This window comes from Tsukamurella sputi, from assembly GCF_007858445.1.
Classification (GTDB): domain Bacteria; phylum Actinomycetota; class Actinomycetes; order Mycobacteriales; family Mycobacteriaceae; genus Tsukamurella; species Tsukamurella sputi.
This window is the reverse complement of record NZ_VIGV01000006.1, coordinates 24262-43068: the sequence shown is the minus strand read 5'-3', so window position 1 is coordinate 43068 and position 18807 is coordinate 24262. Positions and strand designations below refer to the sequence as shown.

The following is an 18807-nucleotide window of genomic DNA, read 5'->3' as shown; positions in this document are numbered from 1 at the left end:
GAGGACTCACCCGCTGGGGAGTCGCCGGTGCACCCGAGCGAGCCGGCCCGCCAGATAGCTCTCGACCGTCTCGGCCACGGAGGGCATCGTCGAGCCCCCGGCCCGGCCACTCACTCGGCTCCTGTCGCGCGCGCCGACGACGGCGGGCCTCGGCGATGAACGCATCACGGATTCACCGAGCACGATCCGCCAGATCCCGCGCACGGTCTCCGCGGCTTCACGGTCGTCGAAACCGAGATCGCGAACGCTCTCCGTCAGGATCCGCCCGTGGTTACGCGTGAGCTGCTCGATCCCGACGTGACCGTCCAGCACCCCCGCGAGCGCCCACGAGTGGAGTTCGAGGAACCGTGCCACCGCCTCCGACGTCCGCACCACGCGCTCGAACGGATCCTGCGAATCGGCTACGCGGTCGTCGAGGGCGCCGTCGGGAAGGCTGAACAGGAAGCCGAGCAGCTCGTTCTTCGAGGCGAAGTAGTAGTAGATGCCCATGGTGCTCGTGCCCAGTCGATCGGCCAGATAGCGCATCGAGAGGTTCGAGTAGCCCTCCTGGGTCACGATCTCGATCGCCATCTCGACGATCTTGTCGCGGCTCATCCGCGCAGGTCTGCCTTGGCGGCCCGTGGTGCTCATACGGTGCGACGCCTCCTCGGTAGGAAACATTGTCACCAGTCATTCGGAGCCGCGCCCCACTCGGATGGGACAGGGGGCGAGCGGGGCGTGTGCAATACCACAGCCGTAGCACCGTTGAGCAGTGCTCATGGTCGCGCGCGACGCAGTACGGCCCTATCGTTCTGCGAGTGAGCAACACGGAACGCTCGGCCTACGTGACGGTGCCGACGGGGTGGCCCGACGAGCTGGTGCTCGAGTACGCCGAGCACGTACTGCGCGATCGCGGATCGGTGGCCGGCGGGGACGCGGTCTCGATGCGCGTGACCGACTCGTGTGCGAACGCCGATCACACCACCACGTGGCGCGTGCGGTACTCGATGTCGGCCACGCGCGCCGTCCGCGCCGAGTTCCGGCCGCTGAGCCTGCGCTAAGACCCGGGTGTTGAGCCGAGTTCCACCGCCGTCGCGAAAGAGAGACACGATGACCGAAGTCGTTCTGATCACCGGAACCTCGTCCGGCATGGGCATGCACGCCGCAGTCGAGCTCGCTCGTCGCGGACGCACCGTCGTCGCGACGGTGCGGGACTTCGCGCGCGCCGACGCGCTGCGGGCACTGGCCGCGGACGCGGGCGTCGATCTCGACGTCCGGGAACTCGACGTGGTCGACCACCCCGCCGCGGCGCAGCTGGTGTCGGATGTGACCGCCGATCACGGGCAGATCGACGTTCTGATCAACAACGCCGGCCGCGGCATGGTGGCCACCGCGGAACAGCTGTCGCTGGAGCAGATCCAGGCGCAGCTGGACGTGAACTACCTGGCGCCGGTGAATCTGACGAAGTCGGTCCTGCCCGCCATGCGGGAGCGGCGACACGGCCGGATCCTCACGGTCACGAGCGTCGGCGGTGTGGTCGGCCAGCCCTTCGCCGACGCGTACTGTGGCGCGAAGTTCGCGGTCGAGGGGTTCATGCAGTCCTTGGCGGTGGTCGCGGCGACCTTCGGCGTCCACGTCGGGGTGATCGAACCCGGAGCGGTCGCGAGCGAGTTCGTCGCCAACGTCGACCGGCCCGACGATGCCGGGCCGTACAGCGCGCTCCTCGACGCCTACGTCGCCCGCACGTCGACATCGTTCGCGGCGGCACAGTCGGCGAGCAGCGCCGGCGAAGCGATCGCGGACGCCGCCACCGCCCCGGACATCCCGTTCCGGATCCAGACCTCTGACACCGCCAAGGCCTTTGTCGAGGTATCGCTGGCCGACAGCGACGGGCGACGCGTCCTCGCCGTCACCGACCCGTGGATCGTCGGCTGACCGGACCGCCGGACAGCGCCGGATCAGGCAAGCTTCTCCAGGGCCGCCGACAGCCCCTTGGCCCCGTCGGCGAAGAGTTTGTTCACCGCCAGGGTGAAGACGGGCTCGAGGAAGCGGAAGACGCCGTGGAAGGTGAACTCGACCGCGTAGGTGACGGCGCTGCCGGATTCCGTGGGTGCGATCGTGATCGTGTCCACCGCGGTGAGCGAGCTCTTGTGCCCCCGCAGCCGGATCAGCGACGACGGCTCGGCATCGGTCAGCTCGTAATCGAGATCGGTCCGGGCGCCGGCGAACCTACTCGTGACCCGGTAGGTCGAGCCCACTCCGCCGTCGCCCGTGAGGCGCCGGACCTCGATGGCGTTGGGGTCCCACTCCTGCGCGTGGGTGAAGTCGGCCAGGTAGGTGAAGACGGTGGGCGCGGGCGCCGACGTGTGGACGGTGTGCTGCTTGGTGATCACGCTGTGTGCCTTCCGGATTGGTGAGGTGGTGCGAGAACAGCTCTTGGCTAGGGTGCGATCCCCGCGAAGGAGCACACCCGACGCCAGACAGCGGCGCGATCGCTCTCGGTGAACTCGGTGCGTCGCAGGTAGCGCTCGGGCCGCGGGGCGCGGTCGTGCCAGAAACGTCCGTTCTCGGGCTTCGGTTCGGTCGCCGCCAGCCAGACGGCCGTGTCCGCGCCCTGGTCCGCGTTCCGCAGCAGGGGTCCGGCCAGCTTGGTGAAGCCCGGCAGGGAGTCGGCGACACCGGGGGTGGCCACCCAGCCGGGGTGCATTCCCGCCACGGTGACGTCCGCCGACGCCCACCGGCGCGCCAGGATCGGCACCATCGCCACCTGGACGCACTTGCTCCGCGCGTACGCGGTGGCTCCCCGATACCGGCCGGCGCGGTAGCCGAGATCGTCCACCGGAAGCTCGGCCGTGTACATCCCGCCCGACGACATGAAGATCACGCGGGCGTCCTCGCTGACAGCCAGCTGAGGCACCAGCAGGTCCGTCAGGAGGATCGGTCCGAGGACGTGCGTGGCGAGGGAGAGTTCGTGACCGTTGGTGGCCGCGGTCCACTGCGGCGGCATCACACCGGCGTTGTGCACGATCACGTCGACACCATGGACGGCGAGCCGCCGCGCCAGATCGGGAACCGCATCGAGATCCGAGACGTCGCCCAGTTCGACCGCGACGACGCTCTCCGGATGACTCCGGAGGATTCTGGCACGCACCGCATCGGCACGGGCACCGTCGCGCCCCGTGATCACCACCCTCGCCCCCAGGCCCACGACCTGTTCGGCGATCGCAGCCCCGATGCCCGACGTGGCTCCCGTGACGACGACCGAGCGCCCGGCCAGCGATCCGGGGCGCGGATCGGCCGTCCGCCACCGAGCCCTGCGGAGCGCGTAGCCCACGTTCGAATAGCCGAACACGATGGACCGGTCCAGGACCGCGTCGAGCATCCCCGCCTGTCTGTCGATCACCAGAACTCCCTCGTCGATCTACCCGGACATGAGGTATTCGGCGCAGAGGGCGATGCGGATGGGACCGAATCAGGGGGTGCCTGCGGTCGTTCGGCCACCACAGTGGCCCTGGGGCGTCGCTAACGCGACGGAATGAACCGTGCGGCGGTTGTTCCGGCGGCGGAGTCGACCTCCGGGTGCAACGCCAGCACCTCCTCGAGCGAACGGTGTCGTCCACCCTGCTCCGGCTTCACCAGAGTGTGCTGCCGGACGTCGATCAGACCGCGTCGGAACGCGTCCGCGCAACCGGTCAGGTACTTGATGTACGTGTCGTACACGGCCTGTGGGTGAATCTTGAGCGCTTGCTCGCGCGCAGCCTCGAGGTTCGCCGCCCAGATGTCGAGGGTCTTCGCGTAGTGCGGTTGCAGGCTCTGCACCTGGACGACGTCGAATCCGCCCATTTCGGCAAGAAGTGGGAAATACTTCGTGATGGGGAGCTCACCGCCCGGGAAGATCTCGGTGCGGATGAAGCGGAAGAAGTCGAAATCGGCGCGGGTGACCTTGCTATCACCCCGGAAAGTGTCCATTCCGAAGGTCATGATCGTGTGGATCATCGCCCTGCCGCCGTCGGGGAGAATGTCGAAGGCGCGGTCGAAAAAGGCGAGATGCCGCTCGTGGGTGAAATGCTCGAAAGCTCCGATGCTGACGATCGCGTCGACCGGCGCGTCGAACTCCTCCCACCCCTGCAGCCGTACCTCCGCGGAGCGATCGGACTTCAGGCCCGCCAGTCGACGGCTGACCGACTCGTACTGGTTCTTCGACAGCGTCAGGCCCACGACGTTGACGTCGTACTTCTCAACAGCACGGACCAGGGTCGTTCCCCAGCCACACCCGACATCGAGCAGAGTCTGCCCCGGTACGAGACCGAGCTTGCCGAGGGACAGGTCGACCTTCGCCAGCTGAGCCTCCTCCAGGGTCATCTCCTCGCGCTCGAAGTAGGCGCACGAGTACGTCTGCGTCGGATCGAGGAACAGTCGGAAGAAGTCGTCCGACAGGTCGTAGTGGGCCTGCACATCCTCGAAGTGGGGGTTCAGCTCAGGCATGGTGGCCTTTCGTTCGGCAGCCGATGGATCGCGTGTTTCACACGACCTTCAGGTGGGAAAGTAATGCAGGCCACGCCGCCCCGCAGTGCCACGAATTAGATTTCGGTGTACATGAATTCCGACCGGCGACAGGTGCCGGAAATCTCTAGTACAAACGATTCGTGCCCTCACCGAACAGCCGGCAGCAGGATGCTGCGGACGCCCCCCACGGCGGCGATTGGGACCTCTGGTTCCCCGACGCGTACGAGATCAGTTCCGAAACCGTCAGGGCGTTCGCCCGGGCGACGCGCGACCCCCATATCGCCTATGCCGAACGCGGCATCCTCGACCCGGACAGCCCCGTGCCGGTCACGCTGCTCGCCGCCCCCATGTTCGACGCCGCGTCCGCCCTCGTCAGCCGGGCGATCCCGAACTGCAATCTCTCCCGCATCGTTCACGCAGCACAGCAGTTCACCGCGTTGAGCGCACTGCGCATCGGTCAGCGGATCAGCATCGGAGCGCGCCTGGCGTCGCACGTCGTCAAGGCGGGAACGGACATCATCACCATCGACACCACCGCCTACGCCGACGACACCCCGCGACTGGCCGCGGTCCTCACCATCGCCCACTCCGCGACCGCCGGCCCGGCCGTCGACCTCGACGCGGTGGCGGACGACATCATGCTCACCGGAACCGGACCGTCGGACAGCAACGCCTACACCGCCGGCGCACGCTGAATCAGTTGCACCACCCGTCGACGTCGTCCGATGACAGCCGTGCGGCGGCCCAACCCGATCGCGCCCCCTACCAGGTCAGAGCGCTGCGGTTCTCTCGCTACGTTGTCCAGCCTCGGCCATCTCCGGGGCCTGGCTAGCCACCGGATGTCGGTGACGGCGTGGGGATTGAGTGGATCCCGATGCACTAGGCGGGTTCCGGGGAGCCCTTCGACGTTGTATCGGCCCTTGATCCGACGTGCCAGATCGAGATCGAGGGGCACTTCCTTTCCGTCCCGATACTTCCATAGCCACACCATCCAGCCCACTAGCTCGAACCTTGCGCGTCGGGGAGGTCGAGGAAGATCGGTCCGGTGTAGGCGCGTGCCTGTTCCTTGGTCAGGCCGGTGAGGTCGACGATGCGCTCGATGCGGGGAAGGCCGATCGCCTCTGAGAGGTCGCCGATCTGACGGGCAGTGACCTGGCTCGGGTCCTCACACAGGCGGACGTAGTTGAGGCCACCGTGCTCCCAGGTGGTCGCGGTGTCGGGGAGTAGCGACCGGTCAATTGGTGTCGAGACAGGCAGGCCCGTTAGCCACGACAGACGGCGCCGTTTGGACCAGTCCACCTTTTCGATCTTCTTTGCCTGTTCCAGCGCGTGGATACGATCGGACTTTGTAGAGTCGTATTGGGAGGCTGAGTAGTAGCCGGCGACCATACTGTTGGGCTCGGTGATGGCGTCGCCGAACACGGCAGTAGCCGCAAGGAGTGCATCCCCCGTGTACATCTCGGGCGGTATTGCGTTGGGGACATTGGGTTCCCCTAGGGAGACACCACAGCTCCAGTCTCTTCTATGCGGGAAGCGTTCAGGTCCGGTCCGTCGTCCTCGGGCGGGGATGCCGAATCGGAACTCGACTCTGATCTTTGCGGTGCTGTGGAAGGTCCAGCCGGTGCGCTCGTCCTGGCCGTTGAAGTGGTCGAGGGCGGCCTCGACCCCGGTGGGGTCAAGGCTGGCCAGGGATACGTGGTCGTCGCTCAGAGTCCAGGTTCCGGTGCCCCAGCTGGGGATCTTGGAGAATCCGGTGAGCAGCGCAGAGATGATCGCCGCACCCTGCTCCAAGGTTTCGGCTCGGTCGGCGAACCGGAAGTGCAGGCTCGGATACCAGTGCTTGTTGGGATCCTGCAAGGGGGTATTTGATGGCTGTGGTGCTGTCATTGCGTGGCTCCCATCGTGGCCGGCGGCGGCGGTGTGGTGGTGGGTGTTGGTGGTCATTCTGCCTCTTCGCCTTCGGCTGCTTCTTCGGCGCTTGCTTCGGCGATACCGAGGCGCATGAGGTTGGCTCGGCCTCGGTTCGCCGCGCCGATTACGTCGGCGGCCTCGTTCGGGGGCATGTACTTGAAAGGCTCTTCCGGGTCGAAGGGACGTTGCGCCTGGGGGACCTTGGACCAGTCGGCTTTGCCCCAGTCGGGTGTGCCGTCGGCGGAGGTCGGTGCGCTCGGCATCTCGCTCATGGGTATGCCTTGCAGGCTCTGACCAGTGCCATTGATACCGGCCTGGCTGGGTGGGGTGAACTCTTCCGCTGTCAGTGCAGGCATGCCGTTGGCGGCGCGGATTGCGTTGACCCCTTCGAGAGTGTTCGGGTCCGCGGTGGCCGCCGCAGCCTCAGTCGCCTGCGAGGCGGCAGCGGGGGCCTCCGTAGCCTCGCTGGCCCCGGTGCTCGCGGCTTGACTGGTGGCCTGCGTACCTGCCTGGGTCGCTGTTTCCGCTGCCTCGGTTGCCGCTTGCGTGCCGGTGGAGACGGCGGATCCGGTCCCACTCGCGGCGGTATCGGCCGCGCTGCTGGCGGCGGTGCTGGCTGCTTGAGCGCCGGTCTCACCCGCCTCAGAGGTCGCCTGTGTAGCAGCCTCTGTCGCTACTTGTGCTCCCTCGCTGACGGCGCCCTCGACCGCCTCATTGGGCGGGTTCGGTGTGTAGTCGGGGAACTCCTCGGTGAAGTCCGGAGCATGCATAATCCGCACCGGATCAAGCTGCTCCTCATCGAGGTACTTGTGGTCTTTGAAGAATTGGCGGATTAGGTCGGGGACGTCTTCTTCGCTGGTGATGATGATGTGCTGGATCGGGCCGTCTTGAGTGGTGTCGACGCCGTTTTGAGAGAGCGCTTCCTGCTGCTGAAGGATACTGTTGATGAGCTTATTGATCGAACCCCCGGACTTCGACCCAGGGGCGATCGGATAGTCGCCGCCGTTGGCGCTCATACGGTCCAGTGCTGCTCGCAGTGCGTTCGCGTAGCCGAGCTTGGCGTCGCTGTAGATTTCCGTGCCTTGGCTGGGGCTGTAACCGTGGCCGTCGAACTTCAGCACACCTCCGCTACGGAGGTCTGGGGAGACCGGGACACCGTAGCCGTAGCGGGGGTCGATCTTTGTGGCCCATCCCTGGAAATTGGCCCATCCCCGCAATGTCCCATCCGGCTCGTAGATTCCCTCACCAGCAGGGATCCACGCTCCTACTCCACCGGCAGGGTCGGGCGGGTTGGTGTAGCTCGGATCAGCCAGAATAGGAAGGTCGTCGCCGACCGGGCGATTGATGTGCTGGATAAGTTCATTACCGTCCAGAGTGAAGTATGTCGGCACATCGCGGCCGGCCATGTCGTAGGCCCACGGCTTATTGACCGTGTTAACCACGCGCCCCGCACTGTCGGTGATCGAAACACTGCCATCAGGGTTTACCGATGCTCGTCCGCCCTGCGGAACCGGTAGCTGAAACCGGTACTTGGACGGCGACCCGGCGCCTTCCTCCAGGATCAGCGTCTGCCGACCGTCAGCAGTTGTCCACTCCTGGTACCCGTCAGATCGCTGTGAGACCAGCCCCGACAACGGCTGCGAGGGCTGCACATCCGATGTTGTGGGTGACGGTGTCGCCGGACCCGCTAGTGGAGAACCTGCCCCACCCGTCGTGCCGCCTCGCTTGCGGCCGGCCATGACACCGGTGGCTTCGGCGACAAGGTAGGACCATGACGGTGCGCCGTCCTTGCTCTCACCGCCGTTGTCGGGGCCGCTGCCACCTTCCGTGCCGGGCGCACCGGGACCACCGTTGCCGCCACCGGGGGCGCCGCCACTGCCGGCTGCGCCGGGAGCGGGGCACTGCGATTGGGTCTGCGTGACGGTCACCGTTGACTGGGAGGGCTGTCCAGACTGCGTCGCCTGACTGGTCTGCTGCTGGCCGGTCTGGTCTGGGCGTCCGGGTGCGGTCGTGCGGACCGGGTTCTGCTGGCCGGTCTGTTGGCCCTGCGCCGGCTGCTGCTGGCCGCCTTGGCCGGGTTGTTCGTTGCCGGGGATGTTGGGGGCTTGCTGGCCGGGGGTGCCGAACTCGGGGGTTTGGGCTTGGATGCCGGGGCCGTTGTCGCCGCCCTTCGCGGGGGAGGTGGCGATGCCCTGTTGGTCCTGGCCGCCCTGCTGGCCTGGCTGCTGTCCGGGGGCTGTGGCCTGGCCTGTCGGGGGAGCGAAGGTCAGTTCCGGTCCGGTGGGTCCGCAGGTGGCGGGTCCGCCGCCGGGGCACGGCGCCGCAGCAGCAACACCACTGCCTGTGGTGGTGGCGGCGAATCCCATCATCCCGACCGCGACGACGATGCCGGCGACGGCGGCGGCGGCGCGCACCTGCTGCGGGGCCGGGGCTCCGACGCCGGCTTCGCGGAGCTTGTTCAGGCCGGTGAAAAGGATCCGGCCGACGATGACCATGACGAGCCAGAAGGTCAAGAACACCACCGGCACCGGGGTGAACCGGGGTGCCTCGATGGAGAAGAGGACACCGCCGACGAGCCCGGCGAGGCCGATGATCGTGAGGAACGCGCCCTGCAGGCGTTGCTGTAGCAGTTGGGGTCGCTGCCCAGCCTCCCCGCTCGGGTTGGGGCGTTGCACCGGGAACTGGGCGGTATCACCCGCGGGGGTGTTGCGGGCGTGCCGCGGGCCACCCGCAGGAAGCGGTGTGGGCTGCGGCGGGCGCCCGCCTGCGGCTGAGCCACCAGGGTTGGGGCTGCTGCTTTCTGACATCGACAAGCTCCTCGAAGAGGGGATGAACCAGGGGATGCGACGGAACTCGTCGCGTGATGCCCGGCAATCAACCACACCAGTAAGGTTTGTCAACCCCCAAACCGCCACCACATGTCATCACCGCAGCTGGGAGGCCATAAATGTGTCCGAACACAGACCGGGGTCTGTAAAATACAGACCCTTTCAAGGGGGTCTGTATTCCGGCTTACCGGACTGTCGGGCGCCGTGGGGGCGTATAGGTGCGACAGGGTGTAACGTGCGTTGATGTTCGGTGATGGCAACCGTTGATTCGCCAGCAGTGAGTGGTGCTCGGGTTGCTTCGGGGCTCGGAACGAGGGGGATTTGTGTGACGCAGCAGGTGTCGGACACGGCAGCACCACCGGTGGGCGGTGACCCCGCGGCGGAGGCGGCGGCGGACGCGCAGCGGGCGATGGCGATAAAGCTGATCGGCCTGCTGTTCGGTGCGGCCTTGTTGATCGGGTGCTCGTTCGCCGTCTCCCACCTCAACAGCTGGGGGGCGAAGATCGGCATGCCCTGGGTGTTCCTTGCCTTCGTGCTAGCGATGATGATCGCCAGCCACTTCACCGTCGCCGGCGCCACCGCCCTCTGGCAGGCACTACGCCGCCCACCATCAGCGGCGAAGTAGATGCCCACACCACCCGCCGTACCGCCACCACCTCCTCCGCTGTCATCGACGCCGCCGCATGGATCCGGCGAGGGTGGGTTCGGCTCGGCGCTGCGGGAACTGTTCACCGCCGCCGGTAGCCCTACCCTCGCCGACACCGCAGACGCGGCGAACACGTCCGGCGCCCACGGCGTGACCGCCCAGCGGCTATCGAACTGGCGCTCCGGCCGACACCTTCCCGACCGCTTCGACACCATCGCACCGGTCCTGATCTGGCTCACCCTCCGCACCCGCGAACACCACAACCACCCGCTCGATGGCCCAGCGGGTGATCGAGCACCTGTGCGGTCGATGCGTGACTGGTATCGCCTGTTCACCGACGAGCAGAGTCCCACCGCTGCCGCGGCGCTGGATCTGAAAGCCAGAATCGACGCAGCTGAGTTCCTCCTCGCCCACCCCGACCCCGCACGCCCAGGCGAGAACCGCGACAACCCGTCGGGCAGCGACAGTGCGCCTGCGGGTGATTCCTTCGCTGCTGCGCGGCTGACCGCGGAACTGAAGACCGCGATCCTGCAACTGAGCGGCATCGACCCCATCACCGGCATTCCTGTGGCCACCGATGTTCCGTACGGTGAGCTTCCTGCCGACGCGGCGGACCTGCTCTCCGCGACCGGCCTCATCACCGCAGTTGCGGCCCAGCTCGAGCAGGTCCGATCGATGGTGCGGTGGGCGGACCCGAAGATCGCCACCCTGTGGGGCAGAGCCGCCCCGCTCATCGAGCAGTATCGGCCCGCTCTCGAAGCCCGGACCGCGCTGCTCGCCGATGCTGCGCGCTGGAACACCCACCCCGACCCGCACAGCCTCTACACCTGGCAACAGCTCACCGCATGCGGCAGACACCTACACACCCTCCCCTCAGCCATCGTCACCACCACAACGCAGACCTACCGATTCGGCGACGGCGCTACCGCCGAGCACATTCCCAGCCCAGCTCTGCCGTTCTGGGACGCCTCCCACACCGCCGCGCAGCGGCAACTCACCACACACCGGCTGATCATGGCCACCGTCATCGGCCTCATCGTCATCGGCGTGATCGCCGCCGGCATCGCAGGCATCCTCACCAGCTAAACACCTCGACACTCAATCAATATCCGCGCGGGACACACACGTGTGACGTGCTCGGGGTTGCCAAACCAGTGTTACGCATGTTGCTATTGGGGCTGTTGTTAACGATGTGACATCGCTGATTGACTTCACCCAGGGGGAGACCGTTCACACATGACCAGCACACGCACCCGCACGTCCGCGGCATCGAAATCGCTCGTCGCGCTCTGCGCCGCCGCAGCAGCGTTCACGCTCGCCGCCGGCCCCGCCATCGCTGCCCCAGCACCAGCACCCAAGCCGATCCCCGCGGCAGCGGCAGCCCAACCCGCCGCCAACGCAGTCACACCTCCACCCGCACCGCGGATGCGCGTCCCGGTCCCCGGGCAGATCCGCGACGGAGAGTTCGCCGACACCAGCCGTGAACTGGTCACCCGCGACGGTTGGAAAGTCACCGTTTCCAAGTTCGGGGAGAAGCTCGATTCCGTTCCGCCGCTGAACCGATCGCCCCAGAGTTTCGAAGGCTTCAGCTCCGTAGGCGGTGAGGCCAAGATCGAAGCCGAACACCCCAACGACCCGAAGCGTAAGCCCACCAGTCGAATCAAGTCGGCCACCCTCACTACAGGCGTCCAGGTCGGCTGCGCCGTGACCGCGGACAGCTTGACCGTTGGCGGGTCGCTGTCGAACGCGACCACCGCGTCGATCACGCCGACGGTGACTGCGTCCGGCACTGTCACCGGGCAGGGGCAGGGCGGCTCCAACGGCGGCTCCGGCGGTGGCAGCGTCTCCGGCACCGGAACCGGATCCCTCTCCGGCACCCTGTCGGACACCGTGACCGAGACCGGCAACATCTCCGGCATCCTCAAGCCCGGTACCACCAAGGACATCCCCTACGCGAAGAAGGCCGTCGTCGGCCCCAACGCCCAGGTCATGTCCCGCGACATCCGCATCGCCGTCGACAACTGCATCGGAGGCGTCCAAGTCCGCACCTACGCAACCGTCGCCATCAGCACCGACGCCACCGACGACACCCTCACCACCTTCGGCAAGCCGATCTTCCTGTCCCGTCCGGAGCAGAACCGGTAGAAGTCCCTGTAGCGGGTGGTGCAGGACTGCACCGGCAGCAGTGACGAGGCCGTAAGCCAGCTGCACATGTCGGCTGGTGAACATGCGGTTCGCACCACACACCAGCTTGCGTAAGCAGGCTGGCCGATCCAAGAGTCACTCGATCTCGCGCGACTGTGCGCTCACTCGCACCCTTATGAGTGGTCCATCCTGGCACAATGCTGGACCGAGGGAGCCGGGGTCACGCCTCGACGGTGAACGCGTGCGTGTAATCGACGCCACCGAGATGTTCGTAGACGTGCGTGGTGGTTAGCCTGTTCCAGTGGTGTCCGAGGAGTACCGCTACGCCAAGGGGGCCGATCAGAAACAGATGCAGGTCGCCGTTTCGTGCGTGGCGACGGGCGAGGTCGCGAATGTCGATGGCAAGGCTGTTTGCGGCGGCCGCGTTGGGGACGGCCTTTGGCCCTACACCTGCAATGGGGGTGGCGGTAAGGATTTCGGAGACAGGGAGGGCAGACTCTCGAATCCACTCAATAGTATCGGCAGCCGCGTCGGCCGCGATGTTGACGATGATCGCTGTGCCAGGTGCGGCCGCGGCGTCTTCTCGCATGTGGGTGATAGTCCCGCTGGTTGTTTGTTCCTCGCCAGTCCATAGTTGATCGCCTTGGCGCACGCCAACTTCGTATCCCTTGACACGTCGTAGCTCAGTGCCGACGAGAAATCCAGTTGCTTGACGCATGTGACCGGTTACGAGAATGCGCTTGTTCGAACCGAGTCGGCTGGGGATCGACCGAATGTCAGTCGCGAGCTCGTTCCAGGATGCAGGTTGGGCAGGCTCGACTCTTGTCCAGTCCGTGACGCCACTCATGCGGTCGACCCAGTCGATACTCACGGCCGCCTGTTCTGCGAGGTAGTCGTGGGTGATGGTGGCGATGGAGATCGTTGTCCACGGCGATCCGGCGTGGAGGCCGAGGGTTGTGATGGCACGCTTGATGTCGTCGAGCGAGATTCGCCGGTGGCCTGCTATGACTTGTTTAGACACCCAATCAGCGCCGAGCTCTACGGCGGTCGGGTCCGAGCGGAGGCCGTTGGCGGTCATGAGGAGGCTGACGTCTCGGCGGAGCCGATCGAGGTCGTAGGCGATGTCGAAGTGGAGGTGCGTGAGCAAGTCGAGTAGATGCTCCTCATCGGTCTGGGCTTCTGCGGCCCAGGCGACTCGGGCTTTGCCACGGTCGGAATTAGGTCCGCCTTGTGTTGCTCTGGGTACCAGTCGTCCGTCACGTCCGTCGCGGTCCGCGACGAGGCTGTCGTTGGGGTCGGCGTTGCGGTTCGTGATGAGACGCATTTCTGCGGGCGTTCCGTCAGCGATCAACCCGGTATAGGTCTGCTGCATCTTGCGGAGGATACCGCTGGTCGCGAGGTATTCCAGGTTGACCGCTGTGCGGTTGTCGACGGCGTACTTGACCTGTGTGTAGGTATTCGGTGGTTGCTTTCGATGAAGAACGACGTCATCTCCGTTGCCGACGCCCGATTCTTCGACGCCGACGGCCACGATGGGGTTCGCATTGTTACCGACGAAATTCTCATGGAGGGCTTCCAGGCAGGATCGCCAGGCGTGTAGCCACTGATAATCGTCACCGGCGATGCGGACGCCGCTCGCGCTCGGCATCTGATTCCTGGTCATTCTCACTCCTCGGAGCTGTTCGCCTTGTGTTGTGACGGGTGATGAAAGCTATTTGGGCAGATCGCCGGTGAGTTGGACCTCGCAAGGGCGGGGTGCCACGGTAACGATTCTGCGGACGTCAAGGGCACGCCCGATCGGAGTGTTCCTGACAACGATGAGCGTGGGGTTCGGTATCCGGGGGTGCTTGATCGAGTACATGGCCAGAGTTGCGAGGTCAGTCGGGCTGGGGCCGACGTCGGCGGGGTGACTGTGCCAGTCGCCGAGGTAGCCAACTCTCGGGTCCGTTCGCCGAGCAGCGTGCACACTGGGCTGGGTGATTCCGGGCGGGATTTTGTAGTGGCGGCGGCCGCGGTCGTTGGTAGCAATCTCCATGGCGCATGTGACCCAGGGGTCGCCGCCGTCGGTGTGGACTCCAATGAGGATGCCACCTGTCTCATTGGGGTGTGCGGTGGCGGCCGCACCCAGCATTGTGGCTTGGGCCGATTCTGAGAGCAGAAGGATCGGGGGGGCGGCCTTGCGGTTCATTCGCTCCCGCCCAGTTGATGGTCGTGATTCCCAGTCACGTCGAATGGGGCGGCCATGGGCTGGAAGACAAGGATGCGTTCGTCTGGGCGGTCGCACCGGCCGGTGAGGAAGTCGACTGCGGCGAGGGCGATGTCGGCGGCAGTCGCGAGAACGGCGGTCGGTGGGGCGTTGTTGACCGGTGCGGTGCAGCCCAATTCGAGGAATCCTGCGTTTAGTTCGCGCGAGTTTTCCGGTGGCAGGTTGTTGTAGGTCGGGTCGCTGGGGCGGGCGGCGATGAGCGTGTCACCATCGGCTTGGCGTTGTATGCGCGCGATGGCTCCTTGATGGAAGAGCGCTCCGGTGATAAGCGGGATGTTGGTGCGTCGGCAAACTTCGGCAACGGCTGCGGTGAACGGGAGGGTGCCGGTGCAATCGATGATCAGGTCGAACCCCTCGATCCTTGAGGCTAGCTGGGATGGGTTGTCGGGCAGGTTGTCGGTCTTGGGTTCGACGGTTGTCCAGGGGGCGTGCTGGTCGATGGCTACGGCCATTGCGATGGCCTTGTTGTAGCCGACGCCTAGGCTGCCGCTGGCGTGGCGGACGAGGTTGGCGGTCGTGAGGTGGTCGCGGTCGTGGAGGCGAATAGTGCCGACTCCGCTGGTGGCGAGACCGAGGGCCACGTGCCCTCCGACGGATCCAGCTCCGGCGATGAGGATTCGCGTCTCGGCGAGGGCGATGGCGTCTGGCCCCGCGCGTCGTTGTCGGGCAGCGAGGTCGCTGGGAGTGGCAGCAATTGCTGACGCCTCAAGCATGTCTCCGGCGCCCTTGAAGATAACTACTACCGCGTCGTGATCGCTGTCGTAACGGGGCCAGGCGAGGACGGCGAAGTCGTAGCCGCCGCTGGGATCTAGAAGGGCTGTGTCTGTCCTGCTGGCGAGGCCGTGGTTGAGGTCGCGGGTCTGCTTGCGGGTTAGAGCCGCGCGAAAGCCGGCGAGGTCACGCGGAGGTGTCTCGAGGTGTCGCCGAAGGTAGAACGCTCCGCGGAGCGAGGCCGGTTCCTTAGGCTCGGGTGCGGTTTTGGGTGCCCGCTCGATCATTAGGAGACGGTCGCCTCGGGTTGTTGCGATGAGGGGCGCGCGGTAGCCATTGGTACCTGCTCTGATGAGGTCGCCGAAGGGCAATTCGGCCTGGTACCCGATGATCTCGTCGAAGAGGAGGTAGGCGTCGAGGGCGCGGTCTTCGAGGCGGAAGCCGAGCTGAACGGTCTGGGCCCATTCGTCGACCCGCTGCCAGAAAGTTTGGAGGTCCCGGCCAGCGATCTGGGCGGGGTCGTCGTCAGCCCAAAGGCAGATCACACCCTGTCCAGCGTGCTCGGCCTTGAACCGGGGGACTGTTATGTGCGCGTAGCGAAGCGGCCAGCCCTGATGGAAGTGGATCTGCATGCGGGTTGCGTCAGTGAGTGGTTGCAAGCTTTCGCGGAGTGGGCCAGTCCACTTAGCCTGACCGGTGTCACGTACCGGCGAGAACCCTTCGTTGACGAGGCCGGCGCAGAACCGTTCGAACGCTGCGTCGTCGTAGGTCTCCACGGTTAATACGTGTGACGTCGGCTGAGCCAGGGGAGGTAAGCGAACCCGCGCGGGTCGTTGCTCCCGACTGCGCTAACAGCGGTGACAGCCCCCACGGGAAACCCGTTGGCGTCGCATCCATCGGGGAGAGGGAGTACCTGACCACGATCGTTGCTACCGAGTATGTCGCGCCATATTTTCGCTGCGCGGCATCGCTCGGAGTGGAGTGCTTCACGGGCCTGTGCGGCGAGTTGGCTAAACCGGTCGGCGGCGGCCGTCCACTGCCATGAGTCGAGGCCGGGTGCCATCGGCGTACCGAGCACCGGGTCGAGGAGGCCGTCTTCAGCGCACATCTCGAACCGCTCGGCGACCTGCTCCATGGTGGAGATCAACAGTTCAGCCCAGGTGCTACCGGCGACAAGTCGCTCCTTCCATGCGTAGTAGACAGCGACCTCGATGAACAGGCCGCCGGGTCGCTGCCGGCCCAAGTGGACGTGGCGGATCTGGCGGAGGAGTCGGACCACTGGCCGGTAGGCGTTGCCGGTGCCCACGGTCGGACTCCACGTCGCGACGGCGACTGCATTGGTGTCGTCGGCGAACTTGACCGGGTTGGTCTTGATCCAGCGCTTTTCCTCGCTATTCCACTGGTTACGGTCGCGGTTAGGGATTCCCCAGTGTTCGCCCCACGGGACGGCGGGGACGGCGTCGATGGAGAAGGAGTTGTCGCTCAGGTCGTCGTCGGCGTCCGGGAAATCGATCTTGAGAGACCGGGCCTGGCGTGCGACGCGGCCGTCGATGTCGCGGTCTTTGAGACCGTACTGTGCGATGAGGACGCGCTCGACAGCGTCGTAGACCTTCTCTGGGTTGTGGCGGACAGAGAGGTCCTTGAAACGGAGGAAAACGTCAACGTCTTTGCCCGGGTATCGGGCGGTCTGTCGGGCGTAGGAGCCGATCAGGATCGAATCAACGCCCCACGAGCACAATTCCGCATCGGCTTCGAGTAGCGCACGGACCTCAGTGTGTGCCGAAATTGCACGGTCGCGCTTGACGCCGCTAACAGTGACGTTGCGGATTGCTTGGGCGAACTCGTTATCTAGCGTCTCCATTGGCGTCGATCTCCTGACATTCACCTGACTCGATGTCGCTGACGGTACGCGACGTCACCGACAGCCCCCGTGTAAATCAAGCTCGCAACGACATGGCGGGCTTCCGCCGGTACCCAAGCGCAGATCCATCGTCTGATGGCGTCCCGGCAATGCGATGCGGTTCAACATCCATTCCGGCGACCGGATGCAGCGCAGGACCAGACCACCGGCACCCCCCTGGAGCAAGCGGCGCCGTTGGTCACGCCGGATACGCTGCGTGCGCGGTCGGCACCTGGTGCAGGTCTGGCACGACTGCGTCACTCTCAAAACGCCGCCGCGATCGCCTTAGCGTCTCAGAGACGAGAAAACCCGAGGTCACCAGCTCTTTCGAGTTCGTGATCTCGGGTTTGGCAGTTCGTGGAACTGCTCGTGGTGGGCGAAGGGGGACTTGAACCCCCACGTCCCGAAGGACACTGGCACCTGAAGCCAGCGCGTCTGCCATTCCGCCACTCGCCCGAGCGACCGGAGAAGATTAACACGACTCGACGTGGGGTGCGAAATCGGACCGCTACCTGGGGCTCCGACCTTGCCGCAGCACCGTCGTACGTGCTACCAAAGGGACAGTTGGGACCAATGGGGTTACGCTGACGTCGTCGTGCGCAGATCGCGGCTATCATCATTGGTCAGTACATGCATCACGACACGCTGAGGAAGGGGGAAGTCGTTCCATGGGAATCCTGCAGCGGTTCGAGCGCAAGCTCGAGGGCGCGGTGGGCGACGGCTTCGCCCGCGTCTTCGGCGGCAAGGTGGTCCCCCAGGAAGTGGAGGCCGCTCTCCAACGCGAGGCTGAGGATCAGCTGCAAACCCTCGGAGACGGGGCGTACCTGGTACCCAACAAGTACGTCATCGCCGTCTCCCCCACCGATCAGGAGACGTTCGAGGCGGACCGCGAGCTCGCGATCCGTGCCTTCTCGAAGCACCTCGACGAATACATCCATGACAACGGCTGGCAGACTTATGGTGACGTGGTCGTGCACTTCGAGCAGTCACCAGGCCTGCACACGGGCCAGTTCCGGGCCCGCGGCACCGTGGATCCGGATGCAGTCCCCCAGAACCTTGTACCCCAGCGACCACCTGCAGAATCAGGAGCCGATTCGATGAGCAACAATCCCGGATACGACCAGGGACGGCACGGCGGCCAGTACGACCAGGGCTACGACCAGCAGCAGCAGCCGGGGTACGACCAGAACTACGGCCAGCAGCAGCCCGCGTACGACCAGAACTACGGCCAGCAGAACTACCAGCAGCCGGCATACGACCAGGGCTACCAGCAGCCCGGCTACGACCAGGGCGGCTACCAGCAGCAGCCGGCGTACGACCAGAACTACGGCCAGCAGAACTACCAGCAGCCCGCGTACGACCAGGGCTACCAGCAGCCCGGCTACGACCAGGGCTACGCACAGCCCCAGCAGCCGGGATACGACCAGGGTTACCAGCAGCCCGGGTACGACCAGAACTACGGCCAGCAGAACTACCAGCAGCCGGCCTACGACCAGGGCTACCAGCAGCCCGGCTACGACCAGGGCTACGCACAGCCCCAGCAGCCCGCGTACGACCAGGGCGGCTACCAGCAGCAGCCCGCCTACGACCAGGGCTACGCACAGCCGCAGGGCGGCTACCAGCCGCAGTCCGTCACCCTCTACCTGGAGGACGGTTCCAACCGCACCTTCGCGCTGCGTGAGGGCAACAACGTGATCGGCCGCGGCCAGGACGCCCAGTTCCGCCTCCCCGACACGGGCGTCTCGCGCCGGCACGTGGAGATCCGCTGGGACGGCTACGCCGCGGTCCTCAACGACCTCGGTTCCACCAACGGCACCTCGGTCAACGACGTGCCCGTCTCCAACTGGGAGCTCGCCGACGGCGACCGCATCCGCGTCGGGCACTCCGACATCGTGGTGCGATTCCAGTAGATTTC

At 65.8% G+C, this 18807-nt stretch carries 17 protein-coding genes and 1 tRNA gene; 7 read left to right on the top strand and 11 right to left on the bottom strand.

Annotation, left to right across the window (positions count from 1 at the left end; translation table 11 throughout):
* Positions 1-6 precede the first annotated feature (6 nt).
* Positions 7-594, bottom strand: a complete 588-nt coding sequence (locus tag FK268_RS17515) for a TetR/AcrR family transcriptional regulator (RefSeq protein ID WP_158636138.1) — start codon at positions 592-594, stop codon at positions 7-9.
* Between the two features lie 203 nt (positions 595-797).
* On the opposite strand from FK268_RS17515, the gene FK268_RS17510 reads away from it, so the two are divergent.
* Both FK268_RS17510 and FK268_RS17505 read left to right on the top strand, forming a co-directional pair.
* Entirely contained in the window at positions 798-1040 is a 243-nt protein-coding gene (locus FK268_RS17510) for a hypothetical protein (protein WP_146436389.1), read from the top strand.
* A gap of 49 nt (positions 1041-1089) precedes the next feature.
* Positions 1090-1914: an SDR family NAD(P)-dependent oxidoreductase gene (locus FK268_RS17505; protein WP_146436387.1), complete on the top strand. Its 825-nt coding sequence runs from the start codon at positions 1090-1092 to the stop codon at positions 1912-1914.
* 23 nt (positions 1915-1937) lie between these two features.
* On the opposite strand, the gene FK268_RS17500 is transcribed toward FK268_RS17505, so the two are convergent.
* The 3 genes from FK268_RS17500 to FK268_RS17490 all read right to left on the bottom strand — a co-directional run bounded on the left by FK268_RS17500 (position 1938) and on the right by FK268_RS17490 (position 4464).
* Entirely contained in the window at positions 1938-2372 is a 435-nt protein-coding gene (locus FK268_RS17500) for an SRPBCC family protein (RefSeq protein WP_146436385.1), read from the bottom strand.
* Positions 2373-2419: 47 nt separating this feature from the next.
* Entirely contained in the window at positions 2420-3361 is a 942-nt protein-coding gene (locus tag FK268_RS17495) for an SDR family NAD(P)-dependent oxidoreductase (protein ID WP_146436584.1), read from the bottom strand.
* 140 nt (positions 3362-3501) lie between these two features.
* Positions 3502-4464, bottom strand: a complete 963-nt coding sequence (locus tag FK268_RS17490; protein WP_146436383.1) for a cyclopropane mycolic acid synthase family methyltransferase — start codon at positions 4462-4464, stop codon at positions 3502-3504.
* Between the two features lie 161 nt (positions 4465-4625).
* Here FK268_RS17490 and FK268_RS17485 point away from each other — a divergent pair, with 161 nt between their 5' ends.
* Complete coding sequence (locus tag FK268_RS17485) at positions 4626-5180, top strand: FAS1-like dehydratase domain-containing protein (protein ID WP_146436381.1); 555 nt, start codon at positions 4626-4628, stop codon at positions 5178-5180.
* Positions 5181-5484: 304 nt separating this feature from the next.
* On the opposite strand, the gene FK268_RS17480 is transcribed toward FK268_RS17485, so the two are convergent.
* Together FK268_RS17480 and FK268_RS17475 are read right to left on the bottom strand one after the other, a co-directional pair.
* Positions 5485-6429: a hypothetical protein gene (locus tag FK268_RS17480; RefSeq protein ID WP_146436379.1), complete on the bottom strand. Its 945-nt coding sequence runs from the start codon at positions 6427-6429 to the stop codon at positions 5485-5487.
* On the bottom strand, positions 6426-9071 hold the full coding sequence (locus FK268_RS17475; protein WP_146436377.1) for a hypothetical protein: 2646 nt from the start codon (positions 9069-9071) through the stop codon (positions 6426-6428). Before FK268_RS17475 ends, FK268_RS17480 begins: the two co-directional genes overlap by 4 nt.
* A 478-nt stretch (positions 9072-9549) precedes the next feature.
* On the opposite strand from FK268_RS17475, the gene FK268_RS17470 reads away from it, so the two are divergent.
* From FK268_RS17470 to FK268_RS17460, 3 genes are all read left to right on the top strand, one after another.
* The gene (locus FK268_RS17470) at positions 9550-9849 is read left to right on the top strand and encodes a hypothetical protein (protein ID WP_146436375.1); all 300 of its coding nucleotides are present in this window, start codon (positions 9550-9552) and stop codon (positions 9847-9849) included.
* Positions 9850-10020: 171 nt separating this feature from the next.
* Positions 10021-10956 carry a hypothetical protein gene (locus FK268_RS17465; protein WP_146436373.1) on the top strand — a complete coding sequence of 312 codons (936 nt, stop codon included), beginning with the start codon at positions 10021-10023 and terminating at the stop codon, positions 10954-10956.
* 150 nt (positions 10957-11106) lie between these two features.
* Entirely contained in the window at positions 11107-12015 is a 909-nt protein-coding gene (locus FK268_RS17460; protein ID WP_146436371.1) for an MspA family porin, read from the top strand.
* A 220-nt stretch (positions 12016-12235) separates the two neighbouring features.
* Here the strand turns inward: FK268_RS17460 and FK268_RS17455 are convergent, their stop codons facing one another.
* The 5 genes from FK268_RS17455 to FK268_RS17435 all read right to left on the bottom strand — a co-directional run bounded on the left by FK268_RS17455 (position 12236) and on the right by FK268_RS17435 (position 17348).
* Positions 12236-13678: an SAVED domain-containing protein gene (locus tag FK268_RS17455; RefSeq protein ID WP_146436369.1), complete on the bottom strand. Its 1443-nt coding sequence runs from the start codon at positions 13676-13678 to the stop codon at positions 12236-12238.
* 48 nt (positions 13679-13726) lie between these two features.
* Positions 13727-14203, bottom strand: coding sequence for a M67 family metallopeptidase (locus tag FK268_RS25330; RefSeq protein WP_146436368.1), 477 nt, complete (start codon positions 14201-14203; stop codon positions 13727-13729).
* Entirely contained in the window at positions 14200-15768 is a 1569-nt protein-coding gene (locus tag FK268_RS17445) for a ThiF family adenylyltransferase (RefSeq protein ID WP_146436366.1), read from the bottom strand. Before FK268_RS17445 ends, FK268_RS25330 begins: the two co-directional genes overlap by 4 nt.
* Positions 15769-15770: 2 nt before the next feature.
* Entirely contained in the window at positions 15771-16853 is a 1083-nt protein-coding gene (locus tag FK268_RS17440) for a nucleotidyltransferase domain-containing protein (RefSeq protein ID WP_146436364.1), read from the bottom strand.
* A gap of 409 nt (positions 16854-17262) precedes the next feature.
* Positions 17263-17348: transfer RNA gene (locus tag FK268_RS17435), tRNA-Leu, on the bottom strand.
* Positions 17349-17560: 212 nt separating this feature from the next.
* Here FK268_RS17435 and FK268_RS17430 point away from each other — a divergent pair.
* The gene (locus FK268_RS17430) at positions 17561-18802 is read left to right on the top strand and encodes an FHA domain-containing protein (protein WP_146436362.1); all 1242 of its coding nucleotides are present in this window, start codon (positions 17561-17563) and stop codon (positions 18800-18802) included.
* The last annotated feature ends 5 nt before the right edge of the window (positions 18803-18807 follow it).